This is a genomic window from Catellatospora sp. KI3 (assembly GCF_029948125.1).
Lineage (GTDB): Bacteria > Actinomycetota > Actinomycetes > Mycobacteriales > Micromonosporaceae > Catellatospora.
Genome location: NZ_JASAMB010000012.1, coordinates 228,390 through 243,602, shown reverse-complemented (window position 1 = coordinate 243,602; position 15,213 = coordinate 228,390). Strand labels below are relative to the sequence as shown.

The window sequence follows — 15,213 nt, the reverse complement described above, 5'->3', positions numbered from 1 at the left end:
CCGGAAAAAACCAAGGTTTACGTAGGAGAGGGAAGGGAATTTCGTCGTCATGGAATTTCTGCTTTGGCTTCTCGCCGTCGTACTGGTCGTCTCCGGGATCGTCGCCCTGGTCCGCCGCCAGGTGCTGTGGGGCATCGTGCTGATCATTATTGGCCTGCTGGTCGGGCCGGGCGGAGTGAGCATCTTCTCGTAGGCGGCCGGTGAGCCCGACGAGGGCTGACCGGCGTGCGAGATCGAAGGGCGGGTGGCTGCGGCCACCCGCCCTTACCGTCGCCACGGGGCGGAGGCGAAGATGTTGAGCCCGAGCGCCCGCGACAGGTGCGCGGTCGCCAGCTTGCCGCGCACGCTGTTGCCGGCCGGGTCGAGCCGGGGCGAGAACGTGCCGATCCCGGCCTTGCCGGGGGAGACGGCGACGATGCCGCCCGCGACGCCCGACTTGCCGGGCAGCCCGATGTCGAACAGCCACTCGCCCGACCGCTGGTAGAGGCCGTTGGCGGCCAGCACGGCCAGCGTGTCGCGGCACACCGTCGCGGACACGACCCGCTCGCCGGTGACCGGATTGACCCCGCCGTCGGCCAGTGTCGCCCCCATCACGGCCAGGTCGGCGGCGGTGACCCGCAGCGCGCACTGCCTGGTGTACACGTCCACGGCCGCCAGCGGGTCGACCTCGATGCGCCCGTAGCTCTCCAGCAGCCGGGCGATGGCGCGGTTGCGCTGGTTGGTCGCCGCCTCCGACCGGTAGACGTCGTCGTCGAGCTCCAGCGGCCGGCCCGCGAACGCCGACAGCCCGGCGCGGGCGGCCTCCCACTTCGCACCGGGCGAGCCGCCGGGCAGCAGCGCGGTGGTGGCGATCGCGCCCGCGTTGACCATCGGATTCATCGGGTGGCCCGCGTTGAGCTCGATCGCGATCACGGAGTCGAAGGCGAGGCCGGTGTTGTCGACGCCGATGCGCTCGCGTACCGCGTCATGCCCCAGCGCCTGGCAGACCAGGGCGTAGACGAACGCTTTGGAGATCGACTGCAGGGAGAACTCCGTGCCGACGTCGCCGACGCCGTGCCGGCCGCCGTCGACCTCCGCCACGGCGACCCCGAACAGCTCCGGATCGGCCTGCGCCAGGATCGGGATGTAGTCGGCCACGGCGCCGTCGGTGCTGCGGCGCGCGTACTCGTAGGCCTCCGCGACCAGCAGGTCCACCTGGTCCCACCCGGGTAGCGCCCCGGTGCAGGCGCGCTGCGCGACCTGCTCCATACCCGCGATCACCAGTCGGCCCCCTGCCGGTGCGGCTACGTCCCGGTGCCAGATATACCACTGTATGTGCGGCTGGCTGCTGTTTTGCGCCCTAGGCTGGCAGCCATGGCAACCGAGTCGGCCGAGCGACTGCGCGGCGTCTACCGCGATCTGCACGCCCACCCCGAGCTGTCCTTCCAGGAGCACCGCACCGCCGGGATCGCCGCGGCCTGGCTGCGGGAATCCGGGTTCGAGGTGATCGAACCGGTGGGTACGACCGGAGTCGCCGGCCTCCTGCGCAACGGACCCGGGCCGACCGTCCTGCTGCGCGCCGACATGGACGCGCTGCCCGTCCGCGAGGCCACCGGGCTGCCCTACGCCAGCACGGTCGACGGCGTCATGCACGCCTGCGGCCACGACATGCACGTCACCTGCCTGCTCGGCGCGGCCGCGGCGCTGGCGGGCAGCCGGGCCGACTGGTCGGGCACCGTCACGGTGGTCCTGCAACCGGCCGAGGAGCTCGCCCAGGGCGCCGCCGCGATGGTCGCCGACGGGCTGTTCGAGCGGATCCCGCGCCCGGACGTGGTGCTGGGCCAGCACGTCGCGCCGCTGCCGGCGGGCACGATCGGGCTGCGGCCCGGCCCGGCGTTCGCGGCCACCGACTCGCTGCGCGTCACGCTGTACGGCTCGGGCGGCCACGGCTCCCGGCCGGAGACCACCGTCGACCCGGTCGTCATGGCCGCGGCCACCGTGCTGCGGCTGCAGGGCATCGTGGCCCGCGAGGTGTCCGGCAACGACACGGCGGTGGTCACCGTCGGCGCGCTCAACGCGGGCACCAAGAACAACATCATCCCCGACGACGCCGAGCTGCTGCTGTCCGTCCGCACCTTCGACACCGAGGTACGCGGGCGAGTGCTCGCGGCGATCGAACGCATCGTCCGCGCCGAGGCCCAGGCCTCCGGCGCGCGGCAGCAACCGCGCATCGAGCAGACCGAATCGGCGCCCGCGGTGCTCAACGACCCGGCCGCCGCCGAGCGTACGCGCGCCGCTCTGGCGGCCGTGGTCGGCGCCGGACGGGTCGTCGACCCGGGCCCGGTCACCGGCAGCGAGGATGTCGGCGTGCTGGCGGCGGCGGCCGGTGCGCCGCTGGTGTTCTGGCTGCTCGGCGGCGCCGACCCGGCGGCGTTCGAGGGGGCGTCCAGCCCGTCGGAGCTGGCCCGCGTGGTGGCGGGCCTGCCGTCCAACCACTCGCCGCGCTACGCGCCTGTCGAGGAGCCCACCATCAGCGTCGGCGTCGCCGCCCTGGCCTCGGCGGCCAGGCACTGGCTGGACTGACCGCCGCCGGCCCGAACCCGCGGCAGCGTCATTGTTGCCTGGCAACTGGTCGAAAGAGGCCCCAAGATACGCCCGATCGCCCGGCAACATGAGAGAAGGCGGGTGCGGCAGCGCGCCGCACCCGCCTCGGTGGAAGGTCAGCGCCGGGGGCGCGGGCCCTGGTCGGAGACCGGCAGCTGCTGGGTGGCGTCGGCCGCCGGCTCACGGCGTACCGCGGTCTCGTCCTCGTCGGTCGCCATCACCTGCTCGATGAAGGCCGGGGCCTGCGCGTCGGCGTCCTCCGGCCGGCGGACCGGCGCCTGCTCCGGCGCGGTCCGGCTGCGCGGCAGGATCACGGTCCGGGCGTCGCTCTGCCCGGCCGAGTAGGCGCGGGCATGCTCGGCGACCCGGCTGGACTCGGCCTCGGCCCGGTTGAGCCAGGAGTCCCAGCGCGACTGCATCGGCCGGATCAGGCCGCCGCCCACCCCGACGATCAGGATGCCCGCCACCGTCGCCAGGACGGTGACCAGGATCGGCGTGGTGACAGTGGTGGCGACGCCGACCTGGTTCAGCGCGGCGATGACACCCAGCGCGACGATGACCGTCGAGGTGATCGTCGCCAGCGTACGGCCGTAGGACAGGCCGCTCAGCGCGTTGGCCACGATGTCCTTGACCCAGGACGCGATGGCGGCGGCGACCACGACGATCAGGATCGCCACGAAGGCCTGCGGCAGCCACGCGACCACGCCGTTGATGAGGGTCGACACGGGGTTCGGACCCCAGATGCCGAACGCCAGCTGGAGGCTGAACAGCAGCACCGCGTAGTACACCAGCTTGGCCACGAGGTCGGAGGCGTCGTAGCGGCCCCGGGCCAGCCACGCGGCGACGCCGCCCCGCCGGGCGAGCCGGTCGAAGCCGACCCGTTCCAGGATCCGGTCGGTGAGCATGCGCGCCGCTCGGGCGACGAGCCAGCCGACGACGAGGATCGCGATGAACGCCAGCGCCTTGGGCAGGAACAGCGCGATCGACCGGAGAGTGTCGGTGAGGACACGTCCGAGGTCCATGGTGTCTCCTTGCTGTCGGATTCGTTGTGTCCCCCTCCGCATGCCCGCACCGGCGGCGCCGAAACAGGACAACCTGCACCAACGGGTGATACGAACGGAATCACCCCTGGTCGCGGGGTTGTTACCGCGTGCCAGGGGTGATCAGGGGGCGGGTCGGTCAGGGGCGGCCGCGTCCGGTGGCCCTGCGCAGGCCGTACGCGAGCGCCGCGATCTTGCCCACCGGCCCGGAGGCGTGGTCGGTGACCGCGCCCACCAGGCGCGAAACGCCGGAGGTCGCCGACGCCAGCTGCGAGGTCACCGTGTCCACCTTGGCCAGCTGCACGTTGACCCCGTCGATGGTGACCTGGACCTGGCCCAGCGTCGTGTTCACGTTCGTCACGGTGTCGGTGACGCCGTCGAGCAGGGGACCGGTCCTGCCCTCGACCTGCCGCAGCACCGCGGTCGCCGCGTCGACGGTGTGGCGCAGCCGCAGGATCGGCACGGCCAGCACCAGCACCAGCATCGCGAACGCCCCCGCGGCGACCAGCGCCGCGATCTCTGTGCCCGACATCAAGCCCTACTTCGTACGGGCCGAGCTGCGGCCCAGCAGCCAGGCGACGGCGAAGACGCCCGCGCCGACGAGCCACGGCTTGGGGTTGCGGCGGATGCTGTCGACGATGTCGCGGCCGACCGCCTCCCACTCGTCGGAGCTCTGCGGCAGGCGCTCGCCCACGGCGTGGACGACCTCCCCCGCCTTCTCCTTGGCCGCGACGGCCGCCTCGGTGATCGTGTCCTTGGCGGCCGCGGCCGCCACGACCGCGTCGTCCTTGAGCGCGGCGGCCTTCTCGGACACGGCCCTGCCCGCCTGGGCGGCCGCCTGCGCCGCGTCGTCGGCTGCCTTCGTGAGGTCGATATCCTTGCCTGCCATGGGTACGCCTTCCGGTCGACTTCGGGGGGTGGCGCCCCCATACCCGGCCGCCGCCGTCCTAATCGCCCCCGGGGCACCGGTTGGTGCCGGCGTGGTGGGACTGAACCGCGCCGCCGCGGGTATGCGCCCGGCATGAACAAGCAGACACTGGTCTACAAGCCGATCGGGATGCTCGGGGGTGCGCTGGCCGGTGTGGTCGCGGCGGCCGCCTTCAAACGGGTGTGGCGGGTGGCGGCGGGCTCCTCGCAGGCACCGCACGCCACCGACCCCACCCGGGGCTGGCCGGAGATCCTGGTCGCGGCCGCGGTGCAGGGCGCCATCTTCGGGATCGTCAAGGCCACCGTGGACCGCGGCGGCGCGCACGCGGTCAAGTCGCTGACGGGCCGCTGGCCCGACTGACCGCGACGAGCACGGCAGCGGCGCCCGTTCCCAGGAACGGGCGCCGCTGCCGTGTCGGCGGCCTTCGCCTACCGGGAGGTGGCGGCGTGCCCGGACAGCCGGGGCACGGAACCCGCGCGGCGCAGTCCGAGCGGCGCGGTGCGCGACCGGGCAGCCTGCGGATGCGCGGAGGCCGCCGCAGTCGCCTCCAGCGCGGCCAGCGCCCGCCGGTACGCCCGCGCGTACCCGACGGCCATGTGCGCGGCGCTGAAGTTGTGCACGACATGTCGGCGGCAGTCGGCCGGATCGAGCGCGCTCACCTCGCGCAGCGCCTCGGGGAGCTGCTCGGGGTCGTCGCAGATCAGCCCGCTCACCCCGTGCGAGACCACCTCCGGCACGGCCCCGGCCCGCAGCGCCACGACCGGAGTGCCGCAGATCATCGATTCGATCATGACCATGCCGAACGGCTCCTCCCACTGGATCGGGAACAGCAGGCAGCGGGCGTTGGCGAACAGCTCCCGCTTGCGGACGCCGTCGGCGGGACCGATCATCTGGTCGTTCGGTCCGAGCAGCGGCTCGACCTGCTCGCGGAAGTACTTCCGCTCGGCCGGCTCGGCGCACTTGCCCGCCAGGATCAGCGGCAGCCCGGCGGCCCGCGCCGCCAGGACCGCGGTGTGCGCGCCCTTGTCCGGGCTGAACCGGCCCAGGAACAGCGCGTACTCGCCCTTGCGGGCCTGGTACGGCCAGGCGGCCGGGTCGAGTCCGTTGTGCACGGTGTCGATCCAGCTCAGCTCGGGCGCGAGCGCCTGCTGCCGGCGGCTGATCGCCACGAGCGGCACGTCGTCGCCCAGGGCCCGGTAGAAGCCGCGCAGCTCGCTGTCGGCGGGGCCGTGCATGGTCGCGACCGTGGGCAGGCCGAGCCGGGCGTACGCGGGGGCGTTGAGCACCCCGGCGAAGGTGTGGTCGTGTACGACGTCGACCGCGCCCTCGGCCGCCAGCGCCTCGACGACCCGGCGCGCCTCGGCCGCGTAGATGATCTCCGGTCCGGGCTCGCCCAGCCGCTCCGGCACGGTCCGGTCCCACACCGGCCGGAATCCGGCCCGGGTGCCGTTGGCCCCGGCGGCGATCAGCGTGACCTGGTGCCCCGCCGCGGTCAGCGCGTCGCTGAGATCGGCCACGACGGCCTCGATGCCGCCGTAGCCGACGGGCGGGATGGTGAAGTATGGCGGTGCGACCATTGCGATCTTGAGGGGCTCGGCCTCCGCCGCCGGGCCGTCGGGCAGCTGCGGCGCCTTTGCCGACAGATCACTATGAATGGCGGTGGTTGTCATGCTTTCGCCATACCCACTCCCACCGCTTGATCACGCGGTCAGAGTGCCTGCTTGTCGTCGGTGTCCACGGCCTTGCCGTCGCGGGTCTGCAGGTAGGGCTCCTGGTCGGCCGGGTGGCCGGCGGCGATGGCGCGCTGGCGCTCCAGCTCGGCGTCCAGCTCGGCGCCCAGCAGCAGGGCCAGATTGGACAGCCATAGCCAGATGAGGAACACCACCACGCCGCCGAGGCTGCCGTACGTGGCGGCGTACGTGCCGAAGTGCGCCGCGTAGAAGCCGAACCCGGCCGAGGCGGCCAGCCACAGCACGACCGCCAGCACGCAGCCCGGGGTGATCCACCGGAAGCCGCCCTGGCGCGCGTTGGGCGAGGCCCAGTAGAGCAGCCCGAACAGCACCCCGATCAGCACCACCAGCACCGGCCACTTGAGGATCTGCCAGGCCGTCACGGCCGGCCCGGGGATGTCCAGGGCGTTGCCCAGCGCCTCGGCCAGCCTGCCGCTGAGTACCACGATGAGCATGCTGACGACCAGCAGCACCCCGGTGACCAGGGTGACCGCGAGCCGGATCGGCAGCCGCTTCCACAGCGGCCTGCCCTCCGGTACGTCGTAGATGGCGTTGGACGCCTGCATGAAGCCGTCGATGTAGCCGGAGGCCGACCACATCGCGACCACCAGACCGATGATCGCGGCGACGCCCGCCTTGGCGTCGTTGGCCTGCACGTTGTCCAGCGCGGCGGTGAAGATATCCCGGACCGGGCCGGGCATGATCGGGGTGACGTCGGTGAGCACGTCGTTGACGAGCCGGTCGTCGATCAGCCCGACGACGGCCACCAGCACCAGGATGCCGGGGAACAGCGACAGCACGCCGTAGTAGGTGAGCGCGGCGGCCCATACCTGCAGGCTGTCGGTGTCGGCCTCCTTCGCCGTCCGGCGCAGCACCTGCCACCAGGACTTCAGGCTGAACTGTGCGGGACTGCGCGGACCCGCGTCCGGGGGAGGCGGCGACGCGGGGGACGACTGGGGGTGCTCGGCCATGGCCGCTACATACCGCACCCCGCCCCTTCCTAACCGACCCGTGGTTGACATCAGGGTTTGGGGGGTAAGGGGCTGATATGCGAGTTGTGGTGGTGGGCGCGACCGGGAACATCGGCACGGCGGTGCTGCGGCGGCTGGTGGACGGGCACGAGTTCGACGAGGTCACCGGGGTGGCGCGGCGCCGGCCGTCGACGTCGGCCGGCTGGCCGTACGACCAGGTGCGCTGGCACAAGCTGGACGTGGGCAGCCCCGAGGCGGCGGCGTCGCTCACCAACCTGTTCGCCGGCGCGGCGGCGGTGATCCATCTCGCCTGGCAGATCCAGCCCAGCCACGACCGGGCGCAGCTGCGGCAGACCAACGTCACCGGCACCGCCAACGTCATCGCGGCGACCGTCGCCGCCTCCGTGCCGACGCTGCTGGTCGCGTCCTCGGTCGGCGCGTACGCGCCCGCGCCCAAGGACAAGCGCATCGACGAGGTGTGGCCCGCCACCGGCGTGCCCGGCTCCACCTACAGCGAGGACAAGGCGGCGGTGGAGGCGATGCTGGACGTCGTCGAGGCCGAGCACCCGCAGCTGCGGGTGGTGCGCATCCGCAACGCGCTGGCGTTCCAGCGGGTGGCCGCCGCCGAGATCGCGCGGCTGTTCATCGGCCCGTTCGCGCCGCTGGGGCTGCTGCGCCTGGGGCGCCTGCCGCTGCTGCCGAGCAGCCCGGCGCTGCGGATCCAGGCGGTGCACGCCGATGACGTCGCCGAGGCGTACGCGCGGGCGATCCTGGCGCAGGCGCGGGGGCCGTACAACATCGCCGCGGAGCCCGTGCTGGACGCCGAGAGCGTGGGCGCCCGCTTCCACGGCTGGGCCGTGCCCACCCCGCCGCTGCTGCTGCAGGGCGCGGCCGCCCTCACCTGGGCGGCCAGGCTCCAGCCCACTGAGCCCGGTTGGGTCCGGCTGGCGGCGCGCAGCCCGCTGATGTCGTGCCGGCGCGCCGAGGCGGATCTGGGCTGGCGCGCCCGCACCGACGCGCTTGACGCGCTGGCGGAGCTGATCGAGGGTATGGCCGACGGCGCCGGTGACGGCTCGCCGCCGCTGCGCGAGCGGCCCGGTGCCGCCACACGGCTGATGGCCGTGGCCCGCGGGCGGCTGCCAGGGCACAGCGCCGCCGACTGAGCGCGCTCAGCCGACAGCCGGTCAGGACGGTCAGCGGCGCCTGCGGTGGCGGACCGCCACTCCGCGCGCCTCCAGGCGGGTCGGCACGTCGGGGTCGTCGAGGCGCGCCAGGGCGACGTTCAGGGTGCGCAGCGCCGGCAGCGTCTCCAGCGCCGCCGCGTTCGTGCACACGCCGGTCAGCACCAGCTCCGACAGCGTCGGGTGCCCGGTCAGGGGGGTCAGGTCCAACGGGTCCGGGTGGTAGCCGTGGCCGTCCAGGTTGAGCGACTTCAGGCCCGACAGCGTGTGGACGCCTTCCAGCGAGGTGACGTTGTAGTCGTCGGACTCGCCGCCGGTGTCGATGTCGAGCGTCTGCTCGACCAGCATGTAGATGTCATTGCCGCCGTCGAAGTCCAGTCGGTCGATCGCCGATGCCGCGGACGCGGGCACCGCGACGGCGTGCAGCAGGTCCAGTGCCGCCGCCAGGCGCGGGCCCGGGCCCGGGTAGCCGTCGTCCGGGCCGTCCGGGCCGGTCGACTCCACGATCGCGCTCAGGTCGGCGGCGGCGATCGCACCGTTGGCCAGTAGGGCGTTCAGGACGCCGAGGTGCAGGCCGCGGTCGGCGAAGACGATGGTCATGGGCTGGACCGTATCGCGCGGTCCGCAGCCCCTTCGGCGGCGGTCCAGTCGTTTCGCGATTCGTGTTCAATATGCCCCATTCGTTACTAAACTTCGAGAACGGAATCACCGTAAAGCAGAACAAAACGGAGGGTACGTGAAAAAGCGGCTCATCTCTCTGGCGCTGGCTGCGGCAGCGACCGTCGGGCTGGCCGGTCCCGCCGCGGCGGCGCCCGGGGACACCATCGTGACGCTGACCGTGGTCGGCTCGGGCGGACTCACCATCTCCGTCCCGCCCGCGTCCAGCCTCGGCACCGGCAACGAAGGCACCACCCTCTCCGGCCCGATGGGCCTGGTGATCGTGTCGGACCTGCGCGCCTCGCTCACCCCCGCCTGGAACGCGAGCGTCGTGTCCGGCGCCTTCACCACCGGCAGCGCCGGGCCGGGCGAGACCATCCCGGCAGGCAACGTCAAGTACTGGTCGGGCCAGGCCACGGTCACCGTCGGCACGGGCACCTTCACCCCCGGTCAGATGAACGCGGGCGCCGCCCAGGTGATCAACGTGCCCCGTACGGCGTTCTCGCACGCCGGCGGCACCGGCAGCAACTCCGCAACCTGGAACCCGAACCTCGTCGTCACGATCCCCGCGGACGCCGTCGGCGGCATCTACACCGGGACGGTGACGCATTCGGTGGTATGAGCGCGTCCACCGGCCGGTGCTGCTGGCCTCCGCCGCCCTCGTGGCGCTCGGAGCGCTCGCGGCACCGGCCGAGGCCGGGCGTCAGGCCATCGCGGAACCCGGGGCACCCACCGGCGGACTCGGCCTGCGACTGCTGGACATCCCCGTGGCGCGGGTCGAGGACCCGCGGGCACGGGCGTACATCGTGGACCACGTCACGCCCGGCATGACCATCCGGAGGCGGGTGGAGGTCAGCAACACCTCGCCGCAGACCCAGCGGGTCGAGCTGTACTCGGGGGCCGCGAGCATCGAGGAGAACACGTTCACGGTGACCGACGGCCGCGGCGGCAACGAGCTCAGCCGCTGGACGCGACTGGCGACGAAGCTGATCGACCTGCCGCCCGGGGCCAAGCGCGACGTGGAGGTGACCATCGCCGTACCGGAGGCGGCCTCGCGCGGGGAGCGCTACGCGGCGGTGTGGGCGCAGGTCACCAGCTCGCCCGACCAGGGCAACGTGCTGCAGATCCACCGCGTCGGGGTACGGGTGTACCTCGACGTCGGCCCGGGCGGCGAGCCGCCCACGGACTTCCGGATCGACGGCCTGACCGTCGAACGCGGCAGCGGGCCGTGGCCGGTCCTCACCGCGCAGGTGACGAACACCGGTGAGCGCGCCCTGGACATGACCGGCTCGATGGCACTGAGCAACGACACCGACACGGTCCGGGCCGGACCGTTCGGCGTCACCTCGGGTGTCACCATCCTGCCGGGCCGGCAGGGCAGGGTCACCGCACCGATCGACCAGCCGGTGCCCGACGGCGTATGGCACGCCGAACTCAAGCTGCGCAGCGGAATGGTCGAGCGCGTCGCGACCGGACAGTTCGTGCTGCCGCTGGCCGCGGACACGACGGCCCTGGAGCCGGTGTCCGGCCGTCGTACCCTGCTGATCGTCGTGGTCGGCCTGGCGGTCGTGCTCGTCGCCGTACTCGCCTGGCAGCTGGTCCGGCGTCGGCGCGTACGCGACAGGCAGTACGTCTGAGCTCGGACGGCCCGGTTGTCCCAAAGGGCAGCCGGGCCGCGCACCCCGAACTAGTGTGATCTTCATGTTCCCTGGTGCGCCACCGGAGAGGCCTGTCCGTACGGCACCCGGACCAACCCGCTGGGCTGTCCTCGGAACCGCCACGGTGTGCCTGGCCGTCGGTGCGGCGCTGCTCGCCGGTGCCCCGGTGGCGGCCGAGGGCGGGCGGCCCGCCGCGGCGGCGGTCGCCGTGGCCACGGCGCCGCCCGGCTCCTCCGGCGGCGTGACCCTCGAAGTCTCGCCGGGCGCGAAGCCCCGCCCCTCGCCCGGCGGCGATTCGCCCGGCGGCGGATCCCACGGCGGCGGCTCGTCCCACCACGGTGGCGGATCCTCCGGCGACGGACCGTCCGGCGGCGGCGCGAACGGCGCGGGTCCCGCCGCGCCGGGCGCCGGGCAGCCGTCGGCCCTGCCGTCCGGCGGCCGCCTACCCGTCACCGGGGCCGACCTCGGCCCGCTACTGCTGCTCGGCACCCTGCTGGTATGCGCGGGAACGGGCACCGTGCTGGCCGTCCGCCGTCGCCGACGGCACGCGTGACACCGGGTGGCGGACTGTCTTCGCGCGCGGAGCCGGGTCCACCAGGTGGCTGTGGCTGTCCCCGAAACCGGGGGACTGTCTTCGCGCGGAGCCGGGTCACAGCACCGAGTGCGTGATCACGGCGCGATAGGTGCCGGCCACCACGCCTGCGGGCAGCGTCACGGCCAGCCCCGGGTTCCAGGCGGCGGAGTTCGCCCCGGCCGGCGGGCCCTGCCAGCCCGCGGCGAACCGGCGCGCGTCCATCGCGGTGCCCGGCTGCGGCACGAACAGTCCTGTCCCCGTGGTCAGCACCGCCGGACCTGAGGAGTACACGACCGCGCTGCCGGGGATCATCTCGCCTGCCGCACCGGCGCCGGTCGTGAAGTCGGTCATGGACACCGACGCGGTCCAGCTGCCCGCGGCGGGACCCCGGTCGTCGGTCACGGTGACCACGCCGAGCCGCCCGGTGACCGGGCCGCCGCCCGCGCCGGCCGTGCCGAGCGAGGCCGACTCCGGCACGCTGATCGCCAACCCGCCCAGCGCGGCCAGGACCAGCGTGACCTGGCGGGTGGCGCTCTGGCCGACCGCGTCGGTGACCCGCACGGTGAAGGAGAAGGAGCCCGCGACGGTGGGCGTACCCGACAGCACGCCGGTGGCCGGGGCGAGGCTGATCCCGTCGGGCAGCGACCCGGCGCTCACCGACCAGGTGTACGGGCTGGTGCCGCCCTCCACGGTCAACTGGTGCCGGTAGGCGGTGTAGGCCTTGCCTGCCGGGGGCGGCGCGAACGTGAGCGCCGGCGGAGCGTTGACCGTCACCGGCGCGGACGCCGCCGACTCCGGGCCTGTGCCGGCGGCGTTGATCGCCGCGACCCGGAAGGTGTAGGTGCTGCCGGCGGTCAACCCGGTGATGTTCTGGGTCGTGGCCGGGGCGGGGAAGGTCCGGGCGGGCTGCGCGACGCCGTCGAGGTACGGCGTCACCGTGTAACCGGTGATGGGCGAACCTCCGTCGGCGGGCGCGGACCAGCTCAGCGACGCCGCGTTGTCGCCCGCGGCGACCGCGGTGACGGTGGGGGCTGCGGGCACGGACCGGTACGCGTAGGCGGCCGCCCCGGCCACGCCGCGGGTGACGACGGTGAGGTTCACCGTCGCGGCCCCCGCCCGGCCGGGCATCGCGGAGATGGACAGGGTGCCGTCGGCGTTGGTGGTGAAGCAGCCCGCGGCGGGGCCGGACGGGCAGGGCAGCAGCACGACCGGAGCACCGGCCTGCTGCTCGGCCGCCGTGCCGATCTCGATGGCGGAAGCGTTGGCGAGGTTGGCGCCGCTCACCCGGACCGCGTTGGCGCCTGGGACCGGTCCGGCGGCCGGGCTGACGGTGATGCCGCTGGGGGCGGCCGGTGGCGTGACCGGGGTGGTGGTGGCCGCATATCCGGGGTTCGCGTCGCCGGACGAGGCGGTGGCGACCGTCGCGGTCTGGATCAGTGCCGGTGTCACCGCCGTGCCGGTCACGATGGCCACCACGGTGATCGGCGGCAGCGCCGTGCCGGCCGGGAAGGGGCCGCTGCCGCTGACGCAGGTGAAGCTCTGGCCGGTCGGCGCCCCGCAGCTCCACCCGGATCCGTAGGCGCCCCGGGGCAGGACGCCCGGCGGCAGCGTCTGGGTCACCGAGACGGGCACCGTCTCGTCGGCGCCCGCGTTGACGCCGGCCGTGATCACGTACGTGACCGGGTCGCCGGGCTGCGGGGTCAGGCCCGCGTAACTGGCCTGCGTGACGGACAGGTCCGGCACCTGGTTGAACGAGACCGCCTTGGCGTTGCCCACCTCGTGGAAATCGGTGACCGAACTCGTCGACCCGACCCAGCCGAACGCGAGCTGCTTCGGGTAGCCGGCGGCGTTGAGCCAGCTCGGCGACGGATACAGCGTGGACGGCACGACCGGCAGCGGGCCGGACAGGGTCAGCGGCAGCAGCCCGCCGACCGGGGTGAACCTGATCCGGTACTGCCCGGCTGGGACGGTGATACCCGAGGCGGTGACGAACGACGCCGCGGTGGTGTTGGCGACGACCTCGACCGGTACCACAGACGCCGACCGCGTCGAGGCCCGCAGCGCCAGCGGCAGCGCGAGCGTGGTCACGGCCGTGCTGTTGATCGCGCAGTAGCCGGTGCCGCCGCTACCCGGTCCGCGCACGACGACCTGGCCGGGCACCCGTCCGGTGGTGCTGATGTAGGCCGGGTTGGTGCAGCCGGTGCCCTGGTAGGCGGCGTTGCTGAAGTTGCCGTACACGTCCAGGCCCACACCCAGGTAGCCCTGGGACAGGCCGGCGGAGCCGCCGTTGGACGCGGCGGAGTAGCCCAGCGATCCGCCTGCGGGCCCGAGCACGGCCGGTGACAGGGGGTTGGCCGGATCGACCGCGGCGAGCACGAACGCGAGCCCGTCGCCTCCGGGACCGGCCCCGCCGTACTGGTGGGCGTTGAAGGTGACGTCCAGGCCCTGCGAGGTCGGCACGCTCGCGGCGCTGAAGACGCCGCCCTGCCTGTCCGCCGAGGCGTCGGTCAGCCGGAGCCGTCCCGAACCAGGCGGGTCGGTGGCGACGGTGCAGCTGCGCAGCGGAACCCCGTTCGGGTTGCCGACCGCGGTCAGGCAGGCCGAGTTCGTCGCGCCGGCGGGCGCGGCCGGCAGTGCCACCGCGCCGGTGCCGTCGGGGCGGTTGCCCAGGAACGACTGGTCGAACAGCGTCGTGCCGGCCGCGGAGGCCGTGTGCGGCAGGCCGAACACGGCGGCGGCGGTCACGGTGATGGCGAGCGCGGCGGCCGCCGACCGCCGTGATCGGCGCGACCAGGACATCAGACCCAACCCCCGCTCGGAAGAGGCAGGCTCGCCGGGGGCGAGGCGTCGAGCGGGCCGCACCGCCACCTTGGACGGTGCGGCGTGCCGGATCACGCGAGCCTGGCGGTGCCCCCGCTCCGCCTGTGGCCAACATGCTAGTCATTTCAGGGCGAAAGGGGCGCCGACCCACCGGTGGGGCCGTCCTGCGGGGAGGCGGCAGACATGCCGCCGCCCGCCCTACCGCGACGTGCCGGGTCGCCTCAACCGATGCCGTCGACCGCGGCCCGCAGCGCGTTGACCGACGGGTCCCAGGTGAAGTTCAGCACCGGTATGCCGGAGGCGGCGGCGTTGCTGTCGCCGCCGAGGACCACTGCCCGCGGCTTGCCGGTGCCCTGCGGGACGATGAGATACCAGCTGCCTTTGACGTTCGCGATGAACACTTCATCTACCTCCTGGTCGGGCGGGTTCGGGTTGGTGGCGTCTCCGACGTGGTTCTCGAAGTCCACCGTCGCGGCGAAGTTCGTCGGACTGCCGGTGTTCAGCCAGAGACTCGTGTGGACATGCGGCCCGACGCCGGAGTCGCTGCCGTTCGCCGAGGCGCCGGAGTACGCGATCGTCTGGCCTCGTGCCACCCGCTGGCCGGTCGAGACGATGATCCTCGACAGGTGCAGGTGGCGGCTGTAGTTGCCATCGTCGTGGGCCATCCCCACGACGCGGCCGGTCGCGGTGGAGGTGTCGGTCTTGACGTAGCGGATCGTGCCGCTCGTGGCGGCCATGACGGCGGTGCCGGTGCCGACCGCGTAGTCGGTGCCCGGCTCACCCGACGGCGGCGTCCGGTTCCGGTGGTCCTGCCAGGAACTGGAGATCCGGACGTTGCCGCACGGCCGCTGATAGCTGCCGGCGGCCTGAGCGGAGCCGGGCAGCAGGGCGAAGGCGGCCGACACCCCGGACGCCGCCAGCGCGGCCCCGGTGATGAATCCCCGTCTCGACAGTCCCCGCAGGTAGGCGATGCCGCCGAGGTCCTCGGGCCGCAGGCCGCCGCGGCTGACCGGCGGGTGAGGGTCGGGGCTCAGCCCTTCACTGAGGATCATCAATGCAACTTAAGGCCCG

The 15,213-nt window shown here is 73.5% G+C and carries 16 protein-coding genes; 7 read left to right on the top strand and 9 right to left on the bottom strand.

Annotated features, from left to right (window positions below; all coding sequences use genetic code 11):
* Positions 1-49: 49 nt before the first annotated feature.
* Positions 50-193, top strand: a complete 144-nt coding sequence (locus QEZ54_RS20775; protein WP_281306335.1) for a GPGG-motif small membrane protein — start codon at positions 50-52, stop codon at positions 191-193.
* 71 nt (positions 194-264) lie between these two features.
* Here QEZ54_RS20775 and glsA read toward each other — a convergent pair whose 3' ends face one another.
* Positions 265-1,260 (bottom strand): glutaminase A, encoded by a 996-nt coding sequence (gene glsA, locus QEZ54_RS20770; protein ID WP_281306334.1) that lies wholly within the window; start codon positions 1,258-1,260, stop codon positions 265-267.
* A 93-nt stretch (positions 1,261-1,353) separates the two neighbouring features.
* On the opposite strand from glsA, the gene QEZ54_RS20765 reads away from it, so the two are divergent.
* Positions 1,354-2,562: an amidohydrolase gene (locus tag QEZ54_RS20765; protein ID WP_281306333.1), complete on the top strand. Its 1,209-nt coding sequence runs from the start codon at positions 1,354-1,356 to the stop codon at positions 2,560-2,562.
* Positions 2,563-2,699: 137 nt separating this feature from the next.
* On the opposite strand, the gene QEZ54_RS20760 is transcribed toward QEZ54_RS20765, so the two are convergent.
* From QEZ54_RS20760 to QEZ54_RS20750, 3 genes are all read right to left on the bottom strand, one after another.
* Entirely contained in the window at positions 2,700-3,605 is a 906-nt protein-coding gene (locus QEZ54_RS20760) for a hypothetical protein (protein WP_281306332.1), read from the bottom strand.
* A 157-nt stretch (positions 3,606-3,762) separates the two neighbouring features.
* Entirely contained in the window at positions 3,763-4,155 is a 393-nt protein-coding gene (locus tag QEZ54_RS20755) for a DUF948 domain-containing protein (RefSeq protein WP_281306331.1), read from the bottom strand.
* Between the two features lie 6 nt (positions 4,156-4,161).
* On the bottom strand, positions 4,162-4,512 hold the full coding sequence (locus QEZ54_RS20750; RefSeq protein ID WP_281306330.1) for a hypothetical protein: 351 nt from the start codon (positions 4,510-4,512) through the stop codon (positions 4,162-4,164).
* 132 nt (positions 4,513-4,644) lie between these two features.
* Here QEZ54_RS20750 and QEZ54_RS20745 point away from each other — a divergent pair, with 132 nt between their 5' ends.
* On the top strand, positions 4,645-4,911 hold the full coding sequence (locus QEZ54_RS20745) for a DUF4235 domain-containing protein (protein ID WP_281306329.1): 267 nt from the start codon (positions 4,645-4,647) through the stop codon (positions 4,909-4,911).
* A gap of 68 nt (positions 4,912-4,979) precedes the next feature.
* Here QEZ54_RS20745 and QEZ54_RS20740 read toward each other — a convergent pair whose 3' ends face one another.
* Positions 4,980-6,221 carry a glycosyltransferase family 4 protein gene (locus QEZ54_RS20740; protein WP_281306328.1) on the bottom strand — a complete coding sequence of 414 codons (1,242 nt, stop codon included), beginning with the start codon at positions 6,219-6,221 and terminating at the stop codon, positions 4,980-4,982.
* A 38-nt stretch (positions 6,222-6,259) separates the two neighbouring features.
* The gene (locus QEZ54_RS20735; protein ID WP_281306327.1) at positions 6,260-7,252 is read right to left on the bottom strand and encodes a YihY/virulence factor BrkB family protein; all 993 of its coding nucleotides are present in this window, start codon (positions 7,250-7,252) and stop codon (positions 6,260-6,262) included.
* A 77-nt stretch (positions 7,253-7,329) separates the two neighbouring features.
* Between QEZ54_RS20735 and QEZ54_RS20730 the strand changes: the two genes are divergently transcribed.
* Complete coding sequence (locus QEZ54_RS20730; protein ID WP_281306326.1) at positions 7,330-8,415, top strand: NAD-dependent epimerase/dehydratase family protein; 1,086 nt, start codon at positions 7,330-7,332, stop codon at positions 8,413-8,415.
* Between the two features lie 30 nt (positions 8,416-8,445).
* Here QEZ54_RS20730 and QEZ54_RS20725 read toward each other — a convergent pair whose 3' ends face one another.
* Positions 8,446-9,033 (bottom strand): hypothetical protein, encoded by a 588-nt coding sequence (locus QEZ54_RS20725; protein ID WP_281306325.1) that lies wholly within the window; start codon positions 9,031-9,033, stop codon positions 8,446-8,448.
* A 136-nt stretch (positions 9,034-9,169) separates the two neighbouring features.
* Here QEZ54_RS20725 and QEZ54_RS20720 point away from each other — a divergent pair, with 136 nt between their 5' ends.
* The 3 genes from QEZ54_RS20720 (at position 9,170) to QEZ54_RS20710 (ending at position 11,301) form a co-directional block, all read left to right on the top strand.
* On the top strand, positions 9,170-9,712 hold the full coding sequence (locus QEZ54_RS20720) for a hypothetical protein (protein WP_281306324.1): 543 nt from the start codon (positions 9,170-9,172) through the stop codon (positions 9,710-9,712).
* A 16-nt stretch (positions 9,713-9,728) separates the two neighbouring features.
* A complete protein-coding gene (locus QEZ54_RS20715; protein ID WP_281306323.1) occupies positions 9,729-10,727 on the top strand; it encodes a hypothetical protein in 999 nt (332 codons plus the stop codon).
* A 145-nt stretch (positions 10,728-10,872) separates the two neighbouring features.
* Positions 10,873-11,301 carry a hypothetical protein gene (locus tag QEZ54_RS20710; protein ID WP_281306322.1) on the top strand — a complete coding sequence of 143 codons (429 nt, stop codon included), beginning with the start codon at positions 10,873-10,875 and terminating at the stop codon, positions 11,299-11,301.
* A 96-nt stretch (positions 11,302-11,397) separates the two neighbouring features.
* Here the strand turns inward: QEZ54_RS20710 and QEZ54_RS20705 are convergent, their stop codons facing one another.
* A complete protein-coding gene (locus QEZ54_RS20705; protein WP_281306321.1) occupies positions 11,398-14,121 on the bottom strand; it encodes a fibronectin type III domain-containing protein in 2,724 nt (907 codons plus the stop codon).
* 242 nt (positions 14,122-14,363) lie between these two features.
* Entirely contained in the window at positions 14,364-15,194 is an 831-nt protein-coding gene (locus QEZ54_RS20700) for a M23 family metallopeptidase (RefSeq protein WP_281306320.1), read from the bottom strand.
* Between the last annotated feature and the right edge of the window lie 19 nt (positions 15,195-15,213).